At 69.1% G+C, this 18,493-nt stretch carries 21 protein-coding genes; 13 read left to right on the top strand and 8 right to left on the bottom strand.

What is annotated here, in order from left to right:
* The first annotated feature begins 180 nt into the window (after nt 1-180).
* Nucleotides 181-1,086 carry an N-formylglutamate amidohydrolase gene (locus tag QO011_RS05770; RefSeq protein WP_307268842.1) on the top strand — a complete coding sequence of 302 codons (906 nt, stop codon included), beginning with the start codon at nt 181-183 and terminating at the stop codon, nt 1,084-1,086.
* Nucleotides 1,083-1,637 (top strand): gamma-glutamylcyclotransferase, encoded by a 555-nt coding sequence (locus QO011_RS05765; RefSeq protein ID WP_370881905.1) that lies wholly within the window; start codon nt 1,083-1,085, stop codon nt 1,635-1,637. Before QO011_RS05770 ends, QO011_RS05765 begins: the two co-directional genes overlap by 4 nt.
* A 27-nt stretch (nt 1,638-1,664) precedes the next feature.
* Here the strand turns inward: QO011_RS05765 and rhuM are convergent, their stop codons facing one another.
* Nucleotides 1,665-2,696 carry a RhuM family protein gene (gene rhuM, locus QO011_RS05760; RefSeq protein ID WP_307268837.1) on the bottom strand — a complete coding sequence of 344 codons (1,032 nt, stop codon included), beginning with the start codon at nt 2,694-2,696 and terminating at the stop codon, nt 1,665-1,667.
* A 251-nt stretch (nt 2,697-2,947) separates the two neighbouring features.
* Between rhuM and QO011_RS05755 the strand changes: the two genes are divergently transcribed.
* Nucleotides 2,948-3,532 carry an HNH endonuclease gene (locus QO011_RS05755; RefSeq protein WP_307268835.1) on the top strand — a complete coding sequence of 195 codons (585 nt, stop codon included), beginning with the start codon at nt 2,948-2,950 and terminating at the stop codon, nt 3,530-3,532.
* Between the two features lie 78 nt (nt 3,533-3,610).
* Here QO011_RS05755 and QO011_RS05750 read toward each other — a convergent pair whose 3' ends face one another.
* Complete coding sequence (locus QO011_RS05750; RefSeq protein WP_307268832.1) at nt 3,611-4,345, bottom strand: metallophosphoesterase family protein; 735 nt, start codon at nt 4,343-4,345, stop codon at nt 3,611-3,613.
* 395 nt (nt 4,346-4,740) lie between these two features.
* On the opposite strand from QO011_RS05750, the gene hemW reads away from it, so the two are divergent.
* From hemW to QO011_RS05735, 3 genes are all read left to right on the top strand, one after another.
* Nucleotides 4,741-5,907 (top strand): radical SAM family heme chaperone HemW, encoded by a 1,167-nt coding sequence (gene hemW / locus QO011_RS05745; protein ID WP_307268830.1) that lies wholly within the window; start codon nt 4,741-4,743, stop codon nt 5,905-5,907.
* Between the two features lie 133 nt (nt 5,908-6,040).
* Complete coding sequence (locus tag QO011_RS05740; protein WP_307268827.1) at nt 6,041-6,292, top strand: type II toxin-antitoxin system ParD family antitoxin; 252 nt, start codon at nt 6,041-6,043, stop codon at nt 6,290-6,292.
* On the top strand, nt 6,292-6,591 hold the full coding sequence (locus tag QO011_RS05735; RefSeq protein WP_307268824.1) for a type II toxin-antitoxin system RelE/ParE family toxin: 300 nt from the start codon (nt 6,292-6,294) through the stop codon (nt 6,589-6,591). Before QO011_RS05740 ends, QO011_RS05735 begins: the two co-directional genes overlap by 1 nt.
* 125 nt (nt 6,592-6,716) lie before the next feature.
* On the opposite strand, the gene QO011_RS05730 is transcribed toward QO011_RS05735, so the two are convergent.
* A complete protein-coding gene (locus QO011_RS05730; protein ID WP_307268819.1) occupies nt 6,717-7,142 on the bottom strand; it encodes an Lrp/AsnC family transcriptional regulator in 426 nt (141 codons plus the stop codon).
* Between the two features lie 122 nt (nt 7,143-7,264).
* Between QO011_RS05730 and QO011_RS05725 the strand changes: the two genes are divergently transcribed.
* The 4 genes from QO011_RS05725 (at nt 7,265) to QO011_RS05710 (ending at nt 12,118) form a co-directional block, all read left to right on the top strand.
* Nucleotides 7,265-8,344, top strand: a complete 1,080-nt coding sequence (locus QO011_RS05725; RefSeq protein ID WP_307268817.1) for a saccharopine dehydrogenase family protein — start codon at nt 7,265-7,267, stop codon at nt 8,342-8,344.
* 179 nt (nt 8,345-8,523) lie between these two features.
* On the top strand, nt 8,524-9,549 hold the full coding sequence (locus tag QO011_RS05720) for a sugar ABC transporter substrate-binding protein (protein ID WP_307268814.1): 1,026 nt from the start codon (nt 8,524-8,526) through the stop codon (nt 9,547-9,549).
* Nucleotides 9,550-9,644: 95 nt separating this feature from the next.
* Nucleotides 9,645-11,129 (top strand): sugar ABC transporter ATP-binding protein, encoded by a 1,485-nt coding sequence (locus QO011_RS05715; protein ID WP_307268812.1) that lies wholly within the window; start codon nt 9,645-9,647, stop codon nt 11,127-11,129.
* Nucleotides 11,130-11,134: 5 nt separating this feature from the next.
* The gene (locus QO011_RS05710; protein ID WP_307268810.1) at nt 11,135-12,118 is read left to right on the top strand and encodes an ABC transporter permease; all 984 of its coding nucleotides are present in this window, start codon (nt 11,135-11,137) and stop codon (nt 12,116-12,118) included.
* A 26-nt stretch (nt 12,119-12,144) separates the two neighbouring features.
* On the opposite strand, the gene lhpI is transcribed toward QO011_RS05710, so the two are convergent.
* The 5 genes from lhpI to QO011_RS05685 form a co-directional block, all read right to left on the bottom strand.
* The gene (gene lhpI / locus QO011_RS05705) at nt 12,145-13,104 is read right to left on the bottom strand and encodes a bifunctional Delta(1)-pyrroline-2-carboxylate/Delta(1)-piperideine-2-carboxylate reductase (protein ID WP_307268807.1); all 960 of its coding nucleotides are present in this window, start codon (nt 13,102-13,104) and stop codon (nt 12,145-12,147) included.
* Between the two features lie 160 nt (nt 13,105-13,264).
* Nucleotides 13,265-13,615 (bottom strand): lipopolysaccharide assembly protein LapA domain-containing protein, encoded by a 351-nt coding sequence (locus QO011_RS05700; RefSeq protein WP_307268806.1) that lies wholly within the window; start codon nt 13,613-13,615, stop codon nt 13,265-13,267.
* Entirely contained in the window at nt 13,612-13,914 is a 303-nt protein-coding gene (locus tag QO011_RS05695) for an integration host factor subunit beta (protein WP_307268803.1), read from the bottom strand. The genes QO011_RS05700 and QO011_RS05695 overlap by 4 nt, the downstream gene beginning before the upstream one ends.
* A 75-nt stretch (nt 13,915-13,989) precedes the next feature.
* Nucleotides 13,990-14,952: a signal peptide peptidase SppA gene (gene sppA, locus QO011_RS05690; protein ID WP_307268800.1), complete on the bottom strand. Its 963-nt coding sequence runs from the start codon at nt 14,950-14,952 to the stop codon at nt 13,990-13,992.
* An 88-nt stretch (nt 14,953-15,040) separates the two neighbouring features.
* Nucleotides 15,041-15,847 carry a helix-turn-helix transcriptional regulator gene (locus QO011_RS05685; protein ID WP_307268798.1) on the bottom strand — a complete coding sequence of 269 codons (807 nt, stop codon included), beginning with the start codon at nt 15,845-15,847 and terminating at the stop codon, nt 15,041-15,043.
* Between the two features lie 92 nt (nt 15,848-15,939).
* On the opposite strand from QO011_RS05685, the gene QO011_RS05680 reads away from it, so the two are divergent.
* The 3 genes from QO011_RS05680 (at nt 15,940) to chrA (ending at nt 18,424) form a co-directional block, all read left to right on the top strand.
* Nucleotides 15,940-16,710 carry a class I SAM-dependent methyltransferase gene (locus QO011_RS05680; protein ID WP_307268795.1) on the top strand — a complete coding sequence of 257 codons (771 nt, stop codon included), beginning with the start codon at nt 15,940-15,942 and terminating at the stop codon, nt 16,708-16,710.
* 99 nt (nt 16,711-16,809) lie between these two features.
* The gene (locus QO011_RS05675) at nt 16,810-17,202 is read left to right on the top strand and encodes a GFA family protein (RefSeq protein WP_307268793.1); all 393 of its coding nucleotides are present in this window, start codon (nt 16,810-16,812) and stop codon (nt 17,200-17,202) included.
* Nucleotides 17,203-17,233: 31 nt separating this feature from the next.
* Nucleotides 17,234-18,424 (top strand): chromate efflux transporter, encoded by a 1,191-nt coding sequence (chrA, locus tag QO011_RS05670; protein ID WP_307268790.1) that lies wholly within the window; start codon nt 17,234-17,236, stop codon nt 18,422-18,424.
* The last annotated feature ends 69 nt before the right edge of the window (nt 18,425-18,493 follow it).

Raw genomic sequence — 18,493 nt, 5'->3', positions numbered from 1 at the left:
GCGCCGCTTCTGATTGCAACCACCCTCTTGTGGTGACGGGCCGCGCGTGGTTTTGTCAATATCGACCGGTGGAATGGCGGCGGGCGGGACGGCATCCTGATTCGCGCATTCCGGGAAGACTTCGAGGCATCGCGGGATGCCGGGCCTGCCCGCGGGCTTGGTCGAACCCGCTGCTGAGGCATGGCGGAGCCTGAGACGACGTCGGTGGCCGATAACGAACTGGACCCTGCTTTCGACCTCGCCGAGCCGCCGGCGCTGACCAGCCCGCTGTTCTTCAACTCGCCCCATTCCGGGCGGATCTATCCCAAGGCCTTCCTGCGCGCCTCCCGCCTCGACGCCACGACGCTTCGCCGCTCGGAGGACGCCTTCGTCGACCAGCTCCTGGAAGGCGTGGCGCGCACGGGCACGCCGCTGATGTCGGCGCGCTTCCCGCGCGCCTATCTCGACGTCAACCGCGAGCCCTACGAGCTCGACCCGCGCATGTTCGAGGGCCGGCTGCCGAACTTCGTCAACACCCGTTCGCTGCGCGTCGCCGGCGGGCTCGGCACCATCGCGCGGGTGGTCGGAGAAGCGCAGGAGATCTATGCCGCGCGCCTGCCGGTGGACGAGGCGCTCGGCCGGATCGAGGAGCTCTACAAGCCCTATCACCGCACGCTGCGGCGGATGCTGAACAAGATCCACCGCCAGTTCGGCGCCGCGCTCCTGGTCGACTGCCATTCCATGCCGTCCTCGAGCCTGGCCCGGGACGAGCGCCCGCGGGCCGACATCGTGCTGGGCGACCGCTACGGCACCAGCTGCGGCGCGGCGATCATGGACTGCGCCGACCTCACCCTGCGCGGCCTCGGCTATGGCGTGGCGCGCAACAAGCCCTATGCCGGCGGCTTTATCACCGAGCACTACGGCAACCCGTCCGCCGGCTTCCACGTCATCCAGGTCGAGATCAACCGGGCGCTCTACATGGACGAGCGGCAGTTCGGGCTGCTGCCGAGCTTCGGCCGCCTGGCGCAGGACCTCCTGGCCCTGCGCGACGCGCTGGCCGCCCTGCCCTTCGGCGGGCTCGAGAGCTTCAGCGCAGCCGCCGAGTGACCCTGCCCGAGACGACAGACACGCCAGCCGATGCGGCCGAGGACTTCTGGGTGTTCGGCTACGGCTCGCTGATGTGGCGGCCGGGCTTCGAGCACGAGGAGCGGGTGCTCGCCACCCTGCACGGGCTCCATCGGGCGCTGTGCATCTGGTCGCACGTGCATCGCGGCACGCCGGAGAGGCCCGGCCTGGTGCTCGGCCTCGACCGCGGCGGCAGCTGCCGCGGCGTCGCCTTCCGCATCGCCGGACGGAGCCGGGCGCAGACGCTGGCCTACCTGCGCGAGCGCGAGCAGGCGACCTCGGTCTATCTCGAAGCGGTGCACGAGGCGCGCCTCGACGACGGGCGCCGAGTGCGAGCCCTCGCCTACCGCGCCGACCGGCGCCATCCGCAATATTGCGGCCGCCTGCCGCCGCAGACGCTGCTGGCGCTGGTGCGCCAGGGCGTCGGCATCTCCGGCGCCAATCCCGACTATGTGCTGGCGACGCACGACCATCTCGTCGAGCTCGGCATCCACGACGCCACGCTCGACTGGCTGGCGCGCCAGCTGCGGTAGATCACGCCATGTGCAAGCCTGAGACGCTCAACGACGAGGCGTTTTCGGCAGGCCTTTGGCCTCTTTTACAATTTCAGCAATACGTTCGTCCGCATCCTCTTGCGATAGCAGCTTTCGACGTTGATCGAACTTCTGATATTGCTCTTCCGCGATTCGCTTGGCGTCAGCGGCTTTTATCGAACCGCCGGATCGCAAGATCGCCCGTCCAAGATGACGAAGCTGCTGGTCGAGGAGCTTCGCGGCATCGCTCATCAGAACCAGCCTGCCGACGTCAAGTTGATCTTCAAATATATCCAGCAATATTGTCGTTAGTCTGTTTAATTCTTTTATTTCAGATTCAACCATATAATTCTTTGATGTCGAGACGTCGGATTTACGAACGTTGTCACCTTGCCATACTTTCAATCCCATATTTTCAGATTGATAGTCGGCGCGAGTTGCGACTATCTCGGACGGTGTGTGCGAGGTGACGGCATAGACAAGTTTGGCTTGCGCCCGTTGGTAAAATTCTCGTGCCGCTTCCGTCGTCCCATCGTAGTCTTGACACATTGAACAGATTCTACGTAACTCGCGATAAACATTTGCTTCATCCGAACGGATGTCACGGATGATTTCCCGGAGCTCGGCAATCCTGTCCGAATTCTCCGGCTGCTTGAGGCGGCGGGCGTCTACAACGAACCCCTTCTTCGCGAACTGGACCAGGATGCTGGTTGCCCACCGGCGAAACATGGTCGCTTGCGCCGACGACACTCGATAGCCGACGGAAATGATCATATCGAGGTTGTAAAGAACCGATGGCCTACCGCTGGTTGTTTGCGCTTTTTGCAAAGAACTCGATTCGTCGAGTTCACCCTCCTCCAGCACATTGGCTATGTGGCGAGAGATAGTGGATACGTCTCTCCCAAAGAGCTGGCCGATCTGCGCCTGGGTCATCCAAAGGGTGTCCCCCTCGTAGCGAATGTCCAGCCGCAGGCCCTTTTCGGTTCCGTAGACGAGAAACCGATCGCCTGTTTCCGCGTCTTCGATCAGGCGGATAGGTTCGATTTCGTCGTCGCTCATGAGGTGCCTCGATTCGGTCTTGTCACGAGAACATTGTAGCAACTTCCGCGGCCTGGCACCTGATGTCTCTACCGTCCTCATCGCCGAAAAGCGTCGAGTGCCCAGGACTGGTCTCGGATAGGCGATCTCGCCAGAACGGCCTCTCTCACCTCCCCCCTTCACAAGACCGACATGATGCTTCACCATGATGGCAGTTGCGAGTGGTCGACTCGGACATCGGCCACACTAGGGTGCGAGGTCTGGAGTAGGTCGTGACGGCGCATGTGTCGCCTTCCGTGTTCCATCCGCCAGTGTCTCCCGAGGCGTGCCCCGCTCTCGTGCTCAATGCCGATTATCGGCCGCTCTCCTATTATCCGCTGTCTCTCTGGTCCTGGCAGGACGCGATCAAGGCGGTGTTCCTCGACCGGGTGAACATCGTCTCCGAGTACGACCGCACGGTGCGCAGCCCGACCTTCGAGCTGCGCCTGCCTTCGGTCGTGTCGCTGAAGACCTATGTGAAGCCCTCGCGCAACCCGGCCTTCACCCGGTTCAACGTGTTCCTGCGCGACCGCTTCACCTGCCAGTACTGCGGCGCCCGGGAGGATCTGACCTTCGACCACGTGGTCCCGCGCTCGCGCGGCGGCCAGACCACCTGGGAGAACGTCGTCGCCGCCTGCTCGCCCTGCAACCTGCGCAAGGGCGGGGCGATGCCGGCCGAGATCAACATGCATCCGCACCAGCGCCCCTTCGCGCCGACGCTGAACGACCTGCACATGAACGGCCGGCAGTTTCCGCCGAACTACCTGCACGACAGCTGGCTCGACTATCTCTACTGGGATACCGAGCTGGAGCCCTGAAGCCCAGCCGCCGGGCCCTGGGCGCCGCGCCTGTCGCCGGGCCGGGATTGTGCATCCCGCCGATCCGTCTGTCCGGGCCTACAGCAGCGAGACCCGGTCGTCCTCGAACAGGGCGGCGGTCAGGCGGCCGGTGGCGAAGGCGCCGGTGTCGAGGTTGATGCGGTTGCGCCGGAACTCCGGCTCGCGCACGGGTGTGTGGCCGTGCACGATCTTCTTCTCGAAGCGATAGCCGGACAGGTGCAGCTCCTCGCGGATCCACAGGAGGTCGTGCTCGCTCTGCCCGGCGAGCGGCACGCCCGGCCGGGCTCCGGCATGGACGAAGAAATAGTCGCCGAAGCTGACGCTGAGCGGCAGGCGCCGGAAGAAATCGAGATGAACCTGCGGCAAGTGCTCGCGGAAGGCGCGCCGAAGCGCCGCCACGCCGGCTTCGCCCCGCGGCGCGGCGTCGACGGCGATGCCGTAGCTCGCCAACGTCTCCAGCCCGCCCCAGGTGAGCCAGCTCCAGGACTCCGGCGTGCCGGCCCAGAAATCGAGCATCACCTGCTCGTGGTTGCCCTTCAGCACCACCAGCTCGCAGCCCGCCACGCCGCGCAGCAGCCTTTCGACGACGCCGGCCGAATCCGGGCCGCGGTCAACGATGTCGCCGAGCGAAACCACGACGTGCCGGCGGTCGGGGGTTTGCGCGGCCCGTGTCTCGATCCGGCGCAGGATCGGCTCGAGCAGGTCGAGGCGCCCGTGCACGTCGCCGAAGGCGACGATGCTGGTGCCGGCGGGCATCCGGGGCGGTTCGGGAAAGGCGATCGGCTCGGCCATCGGGTGCGGCTCCGGCGTGATCCTTCCCCATAGCCCGGAACGGGCGGCGGCTGAAGCCGCCGCGCCGGGCGCGGTGGGGCTTGCCGAGAATGGTGATGTCGAGCTCCGAGCCGATCTCGCCGAGGTCCGGGCGCACCAGGGCCCGGGTGAGGTCGACGGAATAGCTCATGTGAACAGCGGCAGAAGGTCGACGGCGTGCCAGGTTGAGCCGAAGGTCAGCTCCTTGCGCTCGATCAACGCGACGTCGCATATGGGCCGGGACATGATCCGGATGCGACGCGGGATCCAGACTCCGGGCAGCCGGTCGCAGCGCATCGCCCGGATATCCCCTGGGACGGCGCGGACAGGCCGCCATGCCGATTGACTGGCACCCCCGCGCCTGCCACTGACATGGCATGTCCACGTCCGACCCTCGCCAGGAGCCCGGCTTCGGCGTCTACGTGCACTGGCCCTTCTGCCTGGCCAAGTGCCCCTATTGCGACTTCAACAGCCATGTCCGCCACGGGGGCGTCGACGAGGCCCGCTTCATCGCGGCCTATCGGCGCGAGATCGCCCACATGGCCGCGATCGCCCCGGGTCGGACCGTGACCTCGGTGTTCTTCGGCGGCGGCACGCCCTCGCTGATGGCACCCGCCACGGTCGGCGCGGTGCTGGAGGCCATCGCCGGCGCCTGGACGGTAGCGCCCGGGGCCGAGGTGACGCTGGAGGCCAACCCGACCAGCGTCGAGGCCGAGCGGTTCCGCGGCTACCGCGCCGCCGGCGTCAACCGCGTGTCGCTCGGCGTGCAGGCGATGAACGACACGGACCTGAAGAAGCTCGGCCGCATGCACACCGTCGCCGAGGCGATGGCGGCGGTCGACATCGCAGCGCGATCCTTCGAGCGCTATTCCTTCGACCTGATCTATGCCCGCCCCGACCAGACGCCGGCCGACTGGAGCGCCGAGCTCGACGCCGCCATCGCCCGGGCGGCCGAGCATCTCTCGCTCTACCAGCTCACCATCGAGCCCGACACGGTCTACGAGCGGCTGGTGGCGGCCGGCAAGCTGATCCCGATGCCCGACGAGGAGGCGCGCGTGCTGTTCGACGTGACGCGCGAGACCTGCGAGAAGCGCGGCCTGCCCGCCTACGAGATCTCCAACCATGCCCGGCCAGGGGCGGAATCGCGCCACAACCTGGTCTATTGGCGCTATGGCGAATATGCCGGCATCGGCCCGGGCGCCCATGGCCGGCTGGTCGACCCCGACGGCCAGCGCCTGGCGCTCGCCGCCGAGCGCCAGCCGGAGATGTGGCTGACGACGGTGGAGATGGAGGGCCATGGCCTGGTCGAGACCCAGCCGCTCGGCGCCGAGGAGCAGGGCGACGAGTATCTGCTCATGGGCCTCAGGCTCAACGAGGGCATCGACGTCGAGCGCTTCCGCGCCCTGCGCGGCCGGCCGATCGACGCCGAGCGCATCCGCTCGCTGACGGAGGAAGGCCTGATCGAGCGCGTCGGCAACCGGGTGCGGGTGACGCGCGACGGCTTCGCGCTGCTGGATGCGGTGGTGGCGGACCTGGCGGCTTAGCCGGCAGCGCGATCAAGGCTTCGCCACCAGTGACGGCACTCCCGTTCGCGGCGTGTGCTTCGCGATGACGGACATGCTTGATAATTGTTATTGGTGGGTACCGTCCTATAATGGATCCAGGAGGTACTTGACGATGGCATCAAGTGCAGAGCTCGGCCCGCGCCTGGAGGCATTCGTCACCAGCTTGGTCAAGACCGGCCGCTACAATTCTCGCAGCGAGGTGATCCGCGAGGGCCTCCGCCTGGTCGAGGAACGCGAGAAGCGCCTTGCGGCTTTGGATGCCGCCCTCGAACGTGGCCTCGCCCAAGTGGATGCAGGGCAGGGCAAGCCGGTCGGCGAGGTGTTCGACAGGCTCGAGGCCAAATACGGCGGCCGGAAGGGCTGATGCGGGTTGTCGTTTCACCCGAGGCCGAGGCGGATCTGGAACAGATCGCGGACTATATCGCCCAGGACGCTCCTGGCCGGGCCCTGAGCTTCATCCGGGAGCTGCGCGAACGCTGCGAAGGGTTGGCCGACATGCCCTTGGCCTTTCCGCTCGTACCCCGGTACGAGCATCGCGGCGTGCGACGCCGTGTCCACGGACGCTACCTGATCTTCTATCGTGTCGCCGCCGATCGGGTAGACGTCTTGCATATCCTCAACGGCGCCCAGGACTACGAGGCGATTCTCTTTCCGATGGGCTGAACACCACGGATTTCCACGAAGGGACTGCCGTTCCACATAACGTCGAAAAACGCGACGCTGACGCCGGAGATGCGCCGAGCCTGACCGATTTCCGGTTTCCTGCCCCTTCGTTGCGGAAGAAGGCGTCAGCCCTTCTTCGTCGACAGGATGATCGACGACATCGTCCGCTCCACCCCGTCCATGGCGCCGACGCCGTCGATCAGCGCGTCGAGGGCGCCGATCGACGGCGCCTCGATCTCGACGATCATGTCATAGGCCCCGCTGACGGAATGCAGCCGGCGCACCTCCGGGATCTGCTCCAGGCGGCGCATCACCGCGGGCGCGAATTTCGGCAGGGCGGTGACCAGCACATGCGCCACGACCTGCGCCTTCTCGTGCTCGTCCGACAGGCGGACGGTGTAGCCGCGGATGACGCCGCTGCGCTCCAGCCGGGCGAGGCGGCTCTGCACCGTGGTGCGCGACAGGCCGAGACGGCGGGCGAGGTCGGCCAGCGGCAGGCGGGCGTTCTCGCGCAGCAGGGCGATCAGGGCGCGGTCGGCCTCTGTCGTCATTGTGCCGATTCTCCTCGTCGGATCGCCGAGAATACCCCGTCATATCAGCCGGATCGCCGGCTGCAAACCGGCGGCGAAGCCGCGCATCCTCATGGCCGTCGGCAACGGAGGATTCGGGGATCATGCGGAACGTCGCCATCGTCGGAGCGGGGAAGATCGGCAGCACCATCGCCGACATGCTGGTGGACAGCGGCGACTATCGCGTCATCGTGTTCGACCGGGCGCCGGAGCGGCTGGCGGAGCTGAACCGGCGCGACGGCGTCGAGGGCGTGATGATCGACATCGGAGCGCCCGGCGTGCTGGAGGAGGCGCTGCGGGGCCAGTTCGCCGTGATGAGCGCCGCGCCCTTCCACCTGACCGGCCGGATCGCCGAGGCGGCGGTGGCGGCGGGCGTGCATTACCTCGACCTGACCGAGGACGTCGCCAGCACCCGCCACGTCAAGGACCTCGCCCGCCAGGCGCGGACGGCGCTGATCCCGCAATGCGGCCTGGCGCCGGGCTTCATCACCATCATCGCCAACGACATGGCCAAGGGCTTCGACACCCTGCACGACGTGCGCATGCGCGTCGGCGCCCTGCCGCAATTCCCGTCCAACGCGCTCAACTACAACCTGACCTGGTCGACCGACGGGGTGATCAACGAATATTGCGAGCCCTGCGAAGCGATCGTCAACGGCGTGGCGCGCGAGATGCCGCCGCTGGAGGAGCGCGAGGAATTTTCCATCGACGGCATCCTCTACGAAGCCTTCAACACCTCGGGCGGCCTCGGCACCCTGTGCGAGACGCTGCAGGGGAAGGTGCGCAACCTCAACTACCGCACCATCCGCTATCCCGGCCATGCCGCGATCATGAAGGCGCTGCTGCAGGACCTGCGCCTCGCCGAGCGGCGCGACGTGCTCAAGGACATCCTGGAGAACGCCCTGCCCTCGACCCTGCAGGACGTGGTCATCGTCTTCGTCACCGTCACGGGCCTCAAGAAGGGCCGGCTGGTGCAGGAGACCTATGCCAACAAGCTCTATGGCCGCGAGGTCGGCGGCAGCTTCCACAGCGCCATCCAGGTGACCACCGCCGCCGGCATCACCGCGGTGCTCGACCTGCTCTCGGACGGCGCGCTGCCGGGCCGCGGCCTGGTGCGCCAGGAGGACATCACGCTCGCCGCCTTCCTCGGCAACCGCTTCGGCCGCGCCTACGCCATGGCCTGACCGCCGTCCCGCTCGCCCTCCGCCCGAGCCCCTCGCCCCGGGTCGCTTGACACACCCCCGGTAATCGATGTCGTATGAGTCCAAGGCTCACGCAAACGATTTCGGGGGTGGTGCGAAACCTCGGATCGGCGAAGAAGCCGGAAGCCCCCCAAAGGGCAGAAAACAGGAGGAGATCGACCATGGATCGTCGCCAATTCATGCTGGCCGGCAGCGCCGCCGTCGCGGCCGCGACGCTCGGCGGGCGCCAGGCCCTCGCCGCCGGCAAGCCGCTGAAGATCGGCTACAACGTCGCCACCCTCGCCAACCCGTTCTTCCAGGGCATGACCAAGGGCGTGGTCGATGCCGCCGCAAAATATCCCGGGGTGACGCTGCTCAACACCAATGCCAACGGCGACGCCAACACCCAGTCGACCATGGTGATCGACCTGATCAACCAGGGCGTCGACGCGCTGATCCTCAACCCGATCAACGCCAATTCGATCGTGCCGGTGGTGCAGCAGGCGCAGAAGAAGACCATCCCGGTGTTCACGCTCGACCGCGGCGCCGCCTGCGGCGACTGCCAGACCAACTTCCTGGAGACGGACAACGTCGCGCTCGGCCGCGAGGGCGCGCAGTACATCGCCACCCAGCTGAAGAAGCGCTATGGCAGCGTCAAGGGCAACGTCGTCAATCTGGTCGGCCTGCTCGGCACCACCGCCGGCGACGACCGCGACAGGGGCTTCATGGACGAGCTCAAGACAATCCAGGCCGAGGCGCCCGACCTCAAGCTGGTCGCCCGTCAGGAAGCGCAGTTCGACCAGGAGAAGGCCTTCAACCTGATGAGCCAGATCATGGCGGCCAATCCCGTGATCGACGCCGTCTTCAACGGCAACGACGACAATGCCGTCGGGGCCCTGCGCGCCATCCGCCAGGCGAGCCGCAACCTGCCGCTGGACGACCCCAAGCACATCATCATCATCGGCATCGACGGCACGGCCCAGGCGCTCACCGCCATCCGCAAGGGCGACATGGACGCGACGCTGTCGCAGAATCCGCTGACCATGGCGAGCCAGGCGGTGAAATATGTCGACACCTATTTCAACGGCGACAAGAGCACGATCCCGGCGCACCAGTTCTGGCCGCATATCCTCCTGACCAAGGACAATATCGACAGCGCCGAGGTGAAGGCCTACGGCCTGTGGGCCGACGAGGTCGCCAAGGGCTGACGGCGGGCGGGACTCGCGCTTCGCGGACCAGGCCTGCGGCCCGCGAAGCTCCGCCACAGTCGCCAGAGCCTGTCCAGCGAGACGGAGCTGCCCCCGTGTCCCGTATCCTCGAGATGACCGGCGTCTCCAAGGCGTTCCTCGGCGTGACCGTGCTGTCCGACGTCTCGCTGACGCTCGAGGCCGGCGAGGTGCTGGGCATCGTCGGCGAGAACGGCGCCGGCAAGTCGACCCTGATGAAAGTCCTGGCCGGCATCCACCGGCCCGACGCGGGCACGATCCGGCTCGCGGGCGCGGCCTTCGCGCCGCAGCGCCCGCGCGAGGCGCTGCAGGCCGGCGTCATCGTCGTGCACCAGGAGCTCAGCCTGTTCCCCGACCAGACCGTGGCGGAGAACATCTTTGCCGGCGCCCTGCCGAAAACGCCGTTCGGCACCATCCGCACCGGCATGCTGCGGCAGAAGGCGCGCGACGTGCTCGGCCAGGTCGGCCTCGACATCGCCCCGACGGCGCGGATCCGCAGCCTGTCCCTGGCGCAGCGCCAGCTGGTCGAGATCGGACGCGCCCTGTCGCGCAAGGCGCGCGTCATCGTCATGGACGAGCCGACCGCGTCGCTGACCAGCCACGAGGTCCGCACCCTGGTGGCCACGATCGCCCGGCTGAAGCGGACCGGCGTCGGCATCATCTTCATCAGCCACCACCTGGAGGAGGTGTTCGAGGTCTGCGACCGCATCACGGTGATGCGCGACGGCCGCTCGGTCGAGACGAGGCCGGTGACGGACTGGACCGAGGACAGCATGGTGCGGGCCATGGTCAACCGGCCGATCGAGAGCTTCTTTCCCAAGCAGGACATCACCCCCGGCCCGGTGGTGCTCGAGGTCGATGGCCTCGCCTCGGCCGGCCGCTTCGAGAACGTCTCGTTCCAGGTGCGTGCCGGCGAGATCTACGGCCTGGCCGGCCTGGTCGGCGCCGGGCGCACCGAGGTGCTCAAGACCATCTTCGGCGCCCTGCCGCTGACCTCCGGCCGGATCCGCATCGCCGGCGAGCCCTATGCCCCGCACTCGCCGCGCCGGTCGCTGGCGAGCGGCATCGTGCTGACCCCGGAGGACCGCAAGCTGGAAGGGCTGATCCTGCCGTTCTCGATCCGCCAGAACATCGCGCTGTCGAAGCTGACGGCGCTGTCGCGCCTCGGCGTCCTCTCGGCCCGCGCCGTCCAGCGCCTGGCCGAGAGCTCGATCGCGCGGCTGCGCATCCGCGCCACCTCGGCCGGCCAGGAGGTGCGGCGCCTGTCCGGCGGCAACCAGCAGAAGGTGGTGCTCGCCCGGGCGATGAGCGTCTCGCCGCGCCTGTTCATGCTCGACGAGCCGACACGCGGCGTCGACGTCGGCGCCAAGGTCGAGGTCTACAACCTGATCGGCGAGCTGGCGGCCAAGGGCGCGGCCGTGCTGATCGTCTCCTCCGACCTCCTCGAGCTGCTCGGCCTGTGCGACCGCATCGGCGTGCTGCGGGCCGGCCGCCTGGCCGGCGAGGTCGAGCGCGCCCAGTTCAGTCAAGACCGCATCATGTCCCTGGCCGCCGTCGGATGAACGTCATGACCACCAGCAAGGCGGCCTCCGCCAACCCTCAGGCCAGGAAGGGCCTCCTCCGCGGCGACATCAACGAGGTCGCGATCATCATCGTCTTCCTGGCGATCGTCCTCTATCTCTCGCTGACGACCGGGTCGTTCCTGTCGACGCCCAACATCATGTCGATCCTGGTGGCGAGCTCGCTGATCGGCCTGGTCGCCTGCGGCCAGACCTTCGTGATCATCACCGGCGGCATCGACCTGTCCTCCGGCTCGGTGGTGGCGCTGTCGGGCGTGATCACCGGGCTGTCGCTCCATGCCGGCGTGCCGATCCCGCTCGCCGTCGCCGTCGGCATCCTGGTGGGCCTGGGCTGCGGCCTGTTCATCGGCCTCGCCGTCACCTTCCTCAACATGAACCCGTTCATCGTCTCGCTCGCCGCCATGGCGATGGCGCGCGGGCTCGCCTTCATCATCCCGAACGGCCAGACCGTGTTCGGCTTCGACGACGCCTTCGACGCGATCGGCGGCGGGCTCGTCGGCTATTTCCCGATCGCCGGCATCATCTCGCTCGCCGCGCTCGGCATCGGTGCCTTCGTGCTGAAGAAGACGGTGTTCGGCAGCGAGGTCTATGCGGTCGGCGGCAATCGCGAGGCGGCGGTCATGGCCGGCATCCCGGTGCGCCGCACCCTGATCGCCGTCTACATGATCTCGGGCGCGCTGTCGGGCCTCGGCGGCATCATCCTGACCGGGCGGCTCGATTCGGCCCAGCCGATCGCCGCCAGCGGCCTGGAGCTCAACGCCATCGCCGCGGTGGTGATCGGCGGCGCCTCGCTTTTCGGCGGGCGCGGCAGCATGCTCGGCACCATCCTGGGCGTGCTGCTGATCGGCGTCATCAACAACGGCCTCACGCTCAACAATGTCGAGCCCTTCTGGGTGCAGTTCATCCAGGGCGGCGTGATCTTCCTGGCCGTGCTGTTCGATTCGCTCAACCAGCGCCGCCGCGGCGGCTGAGCGGGCGGGGCAGGGGAGGCGGAGCCTCAGAGGCGGTGATCCGCCTGCAGATGCCAGACCAGCATCGCCGCCGCCAGATCTTCCAGGGCCGCGCCGACCGATTTGAACAGGGTGATCTCGTCCGGTGCGCTGCGGCCCGGCCGGGCGCCGCGCACCAGCTCGGACAGCGTGCCGCGCACATGGTCCCGGCCGATGGCGCCGGCGGCGAGCGCCACGGCGACGTCGCCGCCCTCGCCGAGGGCGGCCTCGGTGTCGACGAAGACCGCGGCGCGGCGCAGCGCTTCGTCGTCGGCCTCGCGCATCGCCAGGTTGAAGGCGCCGACCAGGTCGAGATGGGTGCCGGGCCGCAGCCATGCTCCCCGGACCAGCGGCGCGGTGGACAGGGTGGCGCAGGAGACGATGTCGGCGCCGCGCACCGCCTGTTCCAGATTCGGCTCGAAGCGGACGGAAAAGCCTTCCGCCGCCAGGGCAGCGGCCACCGCCTCGCCGCGCTCGGGCCGGTGGTTCCAGACCGCCACCTCCCGGATCGGACGCTGGCTGGCATGGGCGCGCACCAGGAAGGGCGCCAGCGCCCCGGCTCCGACCATGGCGAGCCGGCTCGCGTCCGGCCGGGCGAGGTAGGAGGCGGCGAGCGCCGAGGCGGCGGCGGTGCGCCAATGGGTGAGGCGGGTGCCGTCGAGGGCGGCGAGGGGCGCCCCGGTGGCGCCCGACATCAGGATATAGGCGCCGAGCACCGCCGGCAGCCCCTTCTCGCCGTTGCCCGGGAAGACGTTGACGATCTTGGTGCCGAGGAAGGCGCCCTCGCCCGGCGCGGCGCTGGTCCAGGCCGGCATCAGCAGCAGCGTGGCGTGGCCGGCGCCCTCGCCGATGGCGTGGTGGTGGCGCTCGGGCGCGACCATGCCGCCGGCGAAGGCGTGCCGCAGCGCGTCGACCAGCGCCGGGAAGGTCAAGCGCCTGTCGATGTCCTCGGCCGAGATGATGCGCATGTCCGGATGTCCCGTCCCGGGCAGGACAACCCCGCCCGCGGGGTGGGCTCGGAAGTCCTGCTCAATCTCGAGGTCCTGGCAGGAGGTCTCCGGCCGGAACCGTGGTCCGGTCCGAGCCCTCCTGCCCAGCGTGGAAGGAGCGATATGCCTGCGACGGCGCTCAGAACGGCACAGGCGCGGGCAGGGTGCGATGCGGCGCCGGCTCGACGCCGCTCACCTGGTCGCGCAGGCGGTCGGCCTCGGCGCGCAGCCGCTCCGCCTCGGCCCGCGCCTTGCGGGCGGCACGCCGGTGCCGCCCCTGCTTGAGCCAGGAGGCCGCTCCGCCGACGACGACGCCGACCATCAGCACGGCGAAGAGGACGAGGAACAGCGGCGCCCGGAACGTCAGCGCCGGCGCCGCGGCATTGAACGGGTCGAGCGACAGCGTCACGAGCTGCCGGTTCGCCACCGCGAACAGCAGCACGAGGATGGCGATCGGCGCGAAAACCAGGGTGAGGACGAAGCGCTTCATGCCTGTGCCTTCGCCATGGACGACCGGTTCAGGCGCAGGCGCATGTCCTTGCCGGTCTTGAAGAAGGGCACCACCTTCTCGTCGACCTTGACATGGGCACCGGTGCGCGGGTTGCGGCCGACCCGCGCCGGCCGCTCCTTGACCGAGAAAGCCCCGAAACCGCGCAGCTCCACCCGGTCGCCGCGGCTCATGGCGCCGGAGATCTCGTCGAGGATGGCATTGACGATATTCTCCACGTCGCGCTGGTAGAGATGCGGGTTCGTCTCCGCAATTTTCAGGACGAGTTCGGATTTGATCATCGGTCCGCCTTCCGAAATTCCAGGCCCCCTCGGTCGAGACTCCGGCCTCAGAGTCTCTAGGTGCTTGAGAAATCGCTACTTTTGCGCTTGAGGTTGCCAAACCGAGACGAGTCCGTCAAGCGCGCCCGGCGGAGCGGTGGGGCTGGCGAGGAGGCTGCCGAGGATGGGAAGCCCGGCCTTGTCGGCAAGCGCCGCGAGCGCCTGGGCGAAAAACAGGCTGCGCGAATCGCTCGGCTTCTCCCAATCCTGCACCGGCAGGTCCTTGGCGATGCCCTTGTCCTTCTCCAGCCAGGCGATGCCGGCGCTCTCGTCGCCGATGGCGTCGATCAGCTTGAGGTCGAGCGCCTGCTTGCCGGTGAAGATGCGCCCGTCCGAGACCACGCCGAGCGCGGCGTCGTCATAGCCGCGCCGCTCCTTCACCAGGCCCTTGAACCAGCCATAGGTGTCGTTGACCACCGAGGCCAGGGCGGCCGCGGCCTCCGGGCTGGTCGGCTCGAAGCCGTTGGGCGCCGCCTTGAGCGGCGAGGACTTGATCTCCTCCATCTTCACGCCGATCGTGTCGAGCAGCTTGCCGACATTGGGGAACTGCACGAGCACGCCGATCGAGCCGACCAGCGCCGAGCGGCGCGCCACGATGTGGTCGGTGCCGATCGCCGCCATGTAGGCCGCCGAGGCGCCGAGGCCGTCGATGACCGCCACGGTCGGCTTCTTGCCCGAGAGCTTGCGCAGGCCGTCGAAGAGCGCCTCGCCGCCGGAGGTGCTGCCGCCCGGCGAGTTGATCTTGACGATCACCGCCTTGGCGCTGGAGTCGGCGATGTCGTCGAACAGCTTCAGATTGGCGGTCTGGTCGCCGATGAAGCCGGCGATCTTCACCCGGGCGATGTGGTCCGCCCGCTTGTTCAGGAGGTCCTTGCCGCCGCCGACGGCGAGCACGGCGACGAGCGCCACCGCCGCCGCGAGGAAGGCAGCCACCCGCCACAGCGACAATTTGCGCCTGAGCCGGCGGCGATCGACCAGAAGATCGGTTTCGAGCGACATGGTCGCGGACCTCGCGGTGGTTTCAGCCGGCGGACCCTAGACGCGCCGGCAGCGAGCGGCAAGGCCGCCGGGGCGCGCGGCATCGGCCTCAAGGCTCCGGCGTCAGCATCACCAGCTTGAGGTCGGGCCGGCCGGCGGGGTTGAAGGTGAGCTGGCGATAGCGCACCAGACCGTCCTCGGGATGGCGGAAGCCGCGCGCGCCGCCTTCGCGGCCGACCACGGCATGAGCGTCCCAGGCCCTGGCGAAGAGCTCGCTGCCACCGACGAGGTCGGCGACCAGCCGCTGCATGGCGGGGTCCTCGATATGCCTGATATAGTCGGCCCGGAACTCGGCCAGCACCCGGCGGGCCCGCGTCTCCCAGTCATCGATCAGGCTGCGGGCGGCGGGATCGAGGAAGATGAAGCGCAGCAGGTTGCGCTCGGTCCGCCCGGCATCGAGCCAGCCGACGAAGAGACGCGCCGCGGCCTCGTTCCAGCCCTCGGCGTTCCACAGATGGTCGAGCACATAGGCCGGGCAATCGATCCGCGGCAGCACGGCGATGAGGGAAGACGGCGCGCTCGGCGCCGCTTCGCCCGGCGCCTTGGGGTCGCGCTTGCCGGCGAGGTCGAAGAGAAAGGTCCGCTCGGCCGCCGAGAGGCGCAGCACCACGGCGAGGCGCCCGAGCGCATGGGCGGAGAGCGAGATGTCGCGGCCCTGCTCCAGCCAGGTATACCAGGTGGTGCTGAGCCCGCAGAGCTGCGCCACCTCCTCGCGGCGCAGGCCCGGCGTGCGGCGGCGCCCGCCGCCGTCGAAGCCGAGCATCGCCGGGGTGAGGCGGGCGCGCTGGGCCCGCAGGAACTCGCCCAGCTCCAGCCGTCGCGCCTGGTCCGTATCCGCTGCGATGCCGATCTTCATGGGGCAAAACATACCAGTATAAATTTGGAACTGGTACCGGTGTCTTGCCCCCTTTAGCGTCGTTCCAGGATGTTCGCGAGAAGGAGCGTGCCGTGACAGCCGCCAGACAACACGAGAGCCTGGTCACCGACCAGTTCGGCCCACGGGCGGCCGCCTATGTCACCAGCGCGGTGCATGCGCAGGGCGAGGATCTCGGCCTGATCGCGGAGGTGGCCCGCGACACCGGCGTCAAGACGGTGCTGGACCTCGGCTGCGGCGGCGGCCATGTCAGCTTCGCCGTGGCGCCCCACGTGCAGGCGGTGACGGCCTACGACCTGTCCGAGGACATGCTCGCCGCGGTGGCGGCCGAAGCCCAGCGGCGCGGCCTCGCCAACGTCGCGACGCGGCAGGGCTCGGCGGAACGGCTGCCCTTCGACGATGCCAGCTTCTGCATGGTCGCGAGCCGCTACAGCGCCCACCATTGGGGCGACATCCCCGCCGGCCTGCGCGAAGCCCGCCGGGTCGCCAAGCCGCGCGGCCGGGCCGTGTTCGCCGACGTGGTGGCGCCGCAGGATCCGCTGCTGGACACGTTCCTGCAGACGATCGAGCTGCTGCGCGACCCCTCCCACGTGCGCAACCAGTCGGTCGGAGCCTGGTGCGCCATGGCGGAGGCGGCCGGCTTCCGGGTCGATTCGGTGCGGACGGGACGCCTGCGCCTCGACTTCGCCGCCTGGATCGCGCGGATCGCGACACCCCCCGTGCACGCCGAGGCGATCCGGTCGCTGCAGGCACGCATGTCCGAGCCGGTGCAGCGCCACTTCGCCATCGAGGCGGACGGCACCTTCACCCTCGACACCATGGTGCTGGTGGCGACGGCGGCGTGACGCCCCCCGCTTCCCCGTGACGGCGGAATCGGGCAGGCTCGATGCCGGCGCCGGCGGGCCGCGAGCCTTCCGCCCGCGGCGCCGCGGGGGGGAAGGGGCATGAGCGTGATCACCGGAGGATGCCTGTGCGGCGACATCCGCTACGAAGCAAGCGCGCCGCCCAGGGACACGGGCTATTGCCATTGCCGCATGTGCCAGCGCCAGAGCGGCGCCACGGCGCTGCCCTTCGCCACCTTTGCCCTGGACTGCTTCGCCTATGTGCGGGGCACGCCGCAGGTCTATGTCTCCAGCGACCACGGCGAACGCCGGTTCTGCCCGCGCTGCAGCGCTTCGCTGGACTATCGCGAGCGGATCTCGCCGACAGAGGTCAGCATCAATGCCGGGACGCTGGACGATCCCGGCCTCGCCGCGCCAAGGCGGCACATCTGGGCCGAGAGCCGGATCGCCTGGTTCGCGACCGCCGACGATCTGCCGACTTCGCCGCAGGATTGAGGCAGATGACCCGTGGTGCCGGGTGCCGGGCATGACGACGGACGCCGTGCCGGGGGCCGGCTCGCCCGGCGAGGTGTTCCGGGTGTTCCTGAAGCTCGGCCTGACCTCGTTCGGGGGTCCCATCGCCCATCTCGGCTATTTCCGCGACGAACTGGTGGTGCGTCGGCGCTGGATCGACGAGGCCGGCTATGCCGAGCTGGTAGCGCTGTGCCAGTTCCTGCCGGGGCCGGCCTCCAGCCAGGTCGGCTTCTGCCTCGGCCTCAGGCGCGGCGGCGGCCTTGCCGGCGGCCTCGCCGCCTGGCTCGGCTTCACCATGCCTTCGGCGCTGGCGCTCGTTGCCCTGGCGCTCGGCCTGGCGGCGCTGGCCGGACCGGAGACGCAGGGCGCCCTGCACGGGCTGAAGCTCGTGGCGGTGGCCGTCGTCGCCCAGGCGCTGTGGGGCATGGCGCGGACGCTGACGCCTGACCGCGCCCGCGCCGGCATCGCCCTGGCGGCGCTCGCCCTGGTGACGCTGGCCGGCGGCGCGCTCGGCCAGGTCGCGGCCATCGCCGGCGGCGCCGCGGCCGGCTTGTGGCTCTGCCGGGTGGAGGCCGCGACCGCGCCGGCCGCGGCGCGCCCTGTCGTGTCCCATCCGGCGGCGATCGCCGCGCTCGCCGGTTTCGCGGCGCTGTTCCTGGTGCCGGCGCTGTGGCCGGGCCAGGGTCCGGCGCTGTTCGGTGCCTTCTACCAGGCCGGCGCCCTGGTGTTCGGCGGCGGCCATGTGGTGCTGCCGCTGCTCAAGGCCGGCGTGGTGGCGCCGGGCTGGGTGACGGACGAGGGCTTCCTCGCCGGCTACGGCCTCGCCCAGGCGATGCCCGGGCCGCTCTTCACCGTCGCCGCCTATCTCGGTGCCATCGCGCCGCCCGCCGGCCTTGCCGGCGCCGCCATCGCGCTCGCCGGCATCTTCCTGCCGGGCCTGCTGCTGGTCTACGGCGCCCTGCCGTTCTGGGACGGGCTGCGCCGGCGCGGGCCGGCGCAGGCCGCGATGCGCGGCGCCAATGCCGCCGTCGTCGGCCTGCTCGGCGCCGCCTTCTTCGATCCGGTATGGACATCCGCCGTGCTCGGCCCGGCCGACTTTCTCCTGGCCGCGGCCGGCTTCCTGCTGCTGACCGTCTGGAGCGCGCCGCCCTGGATCGTCGTCATGCTGCTGGCGGCCGCCGGCCTCGCCCGGGGACTGGCTTGAGCAGCATGGGCATCATCCATGCGCCGCCGGCATTCGACGCCGGCCGCCGGCCGATGATAGAAAGGGCCG

The sequence above is a fragment of the Labrys wisconsinensis genome (genome assembly GCF_030814995.1).
Taxonomy (GTDB): domain Bacteria; phylum Pseudomonadota; class Alphaproteobacteria; order Rhizobiales; family Labraceae; genus Labrys; species Labrys wisconsinensis.
The sequence above is the reverse complement of the archived record's forward strand: the minus strand, read 5'-3'. Positions and strand labels throughout refer to the sequence as shown.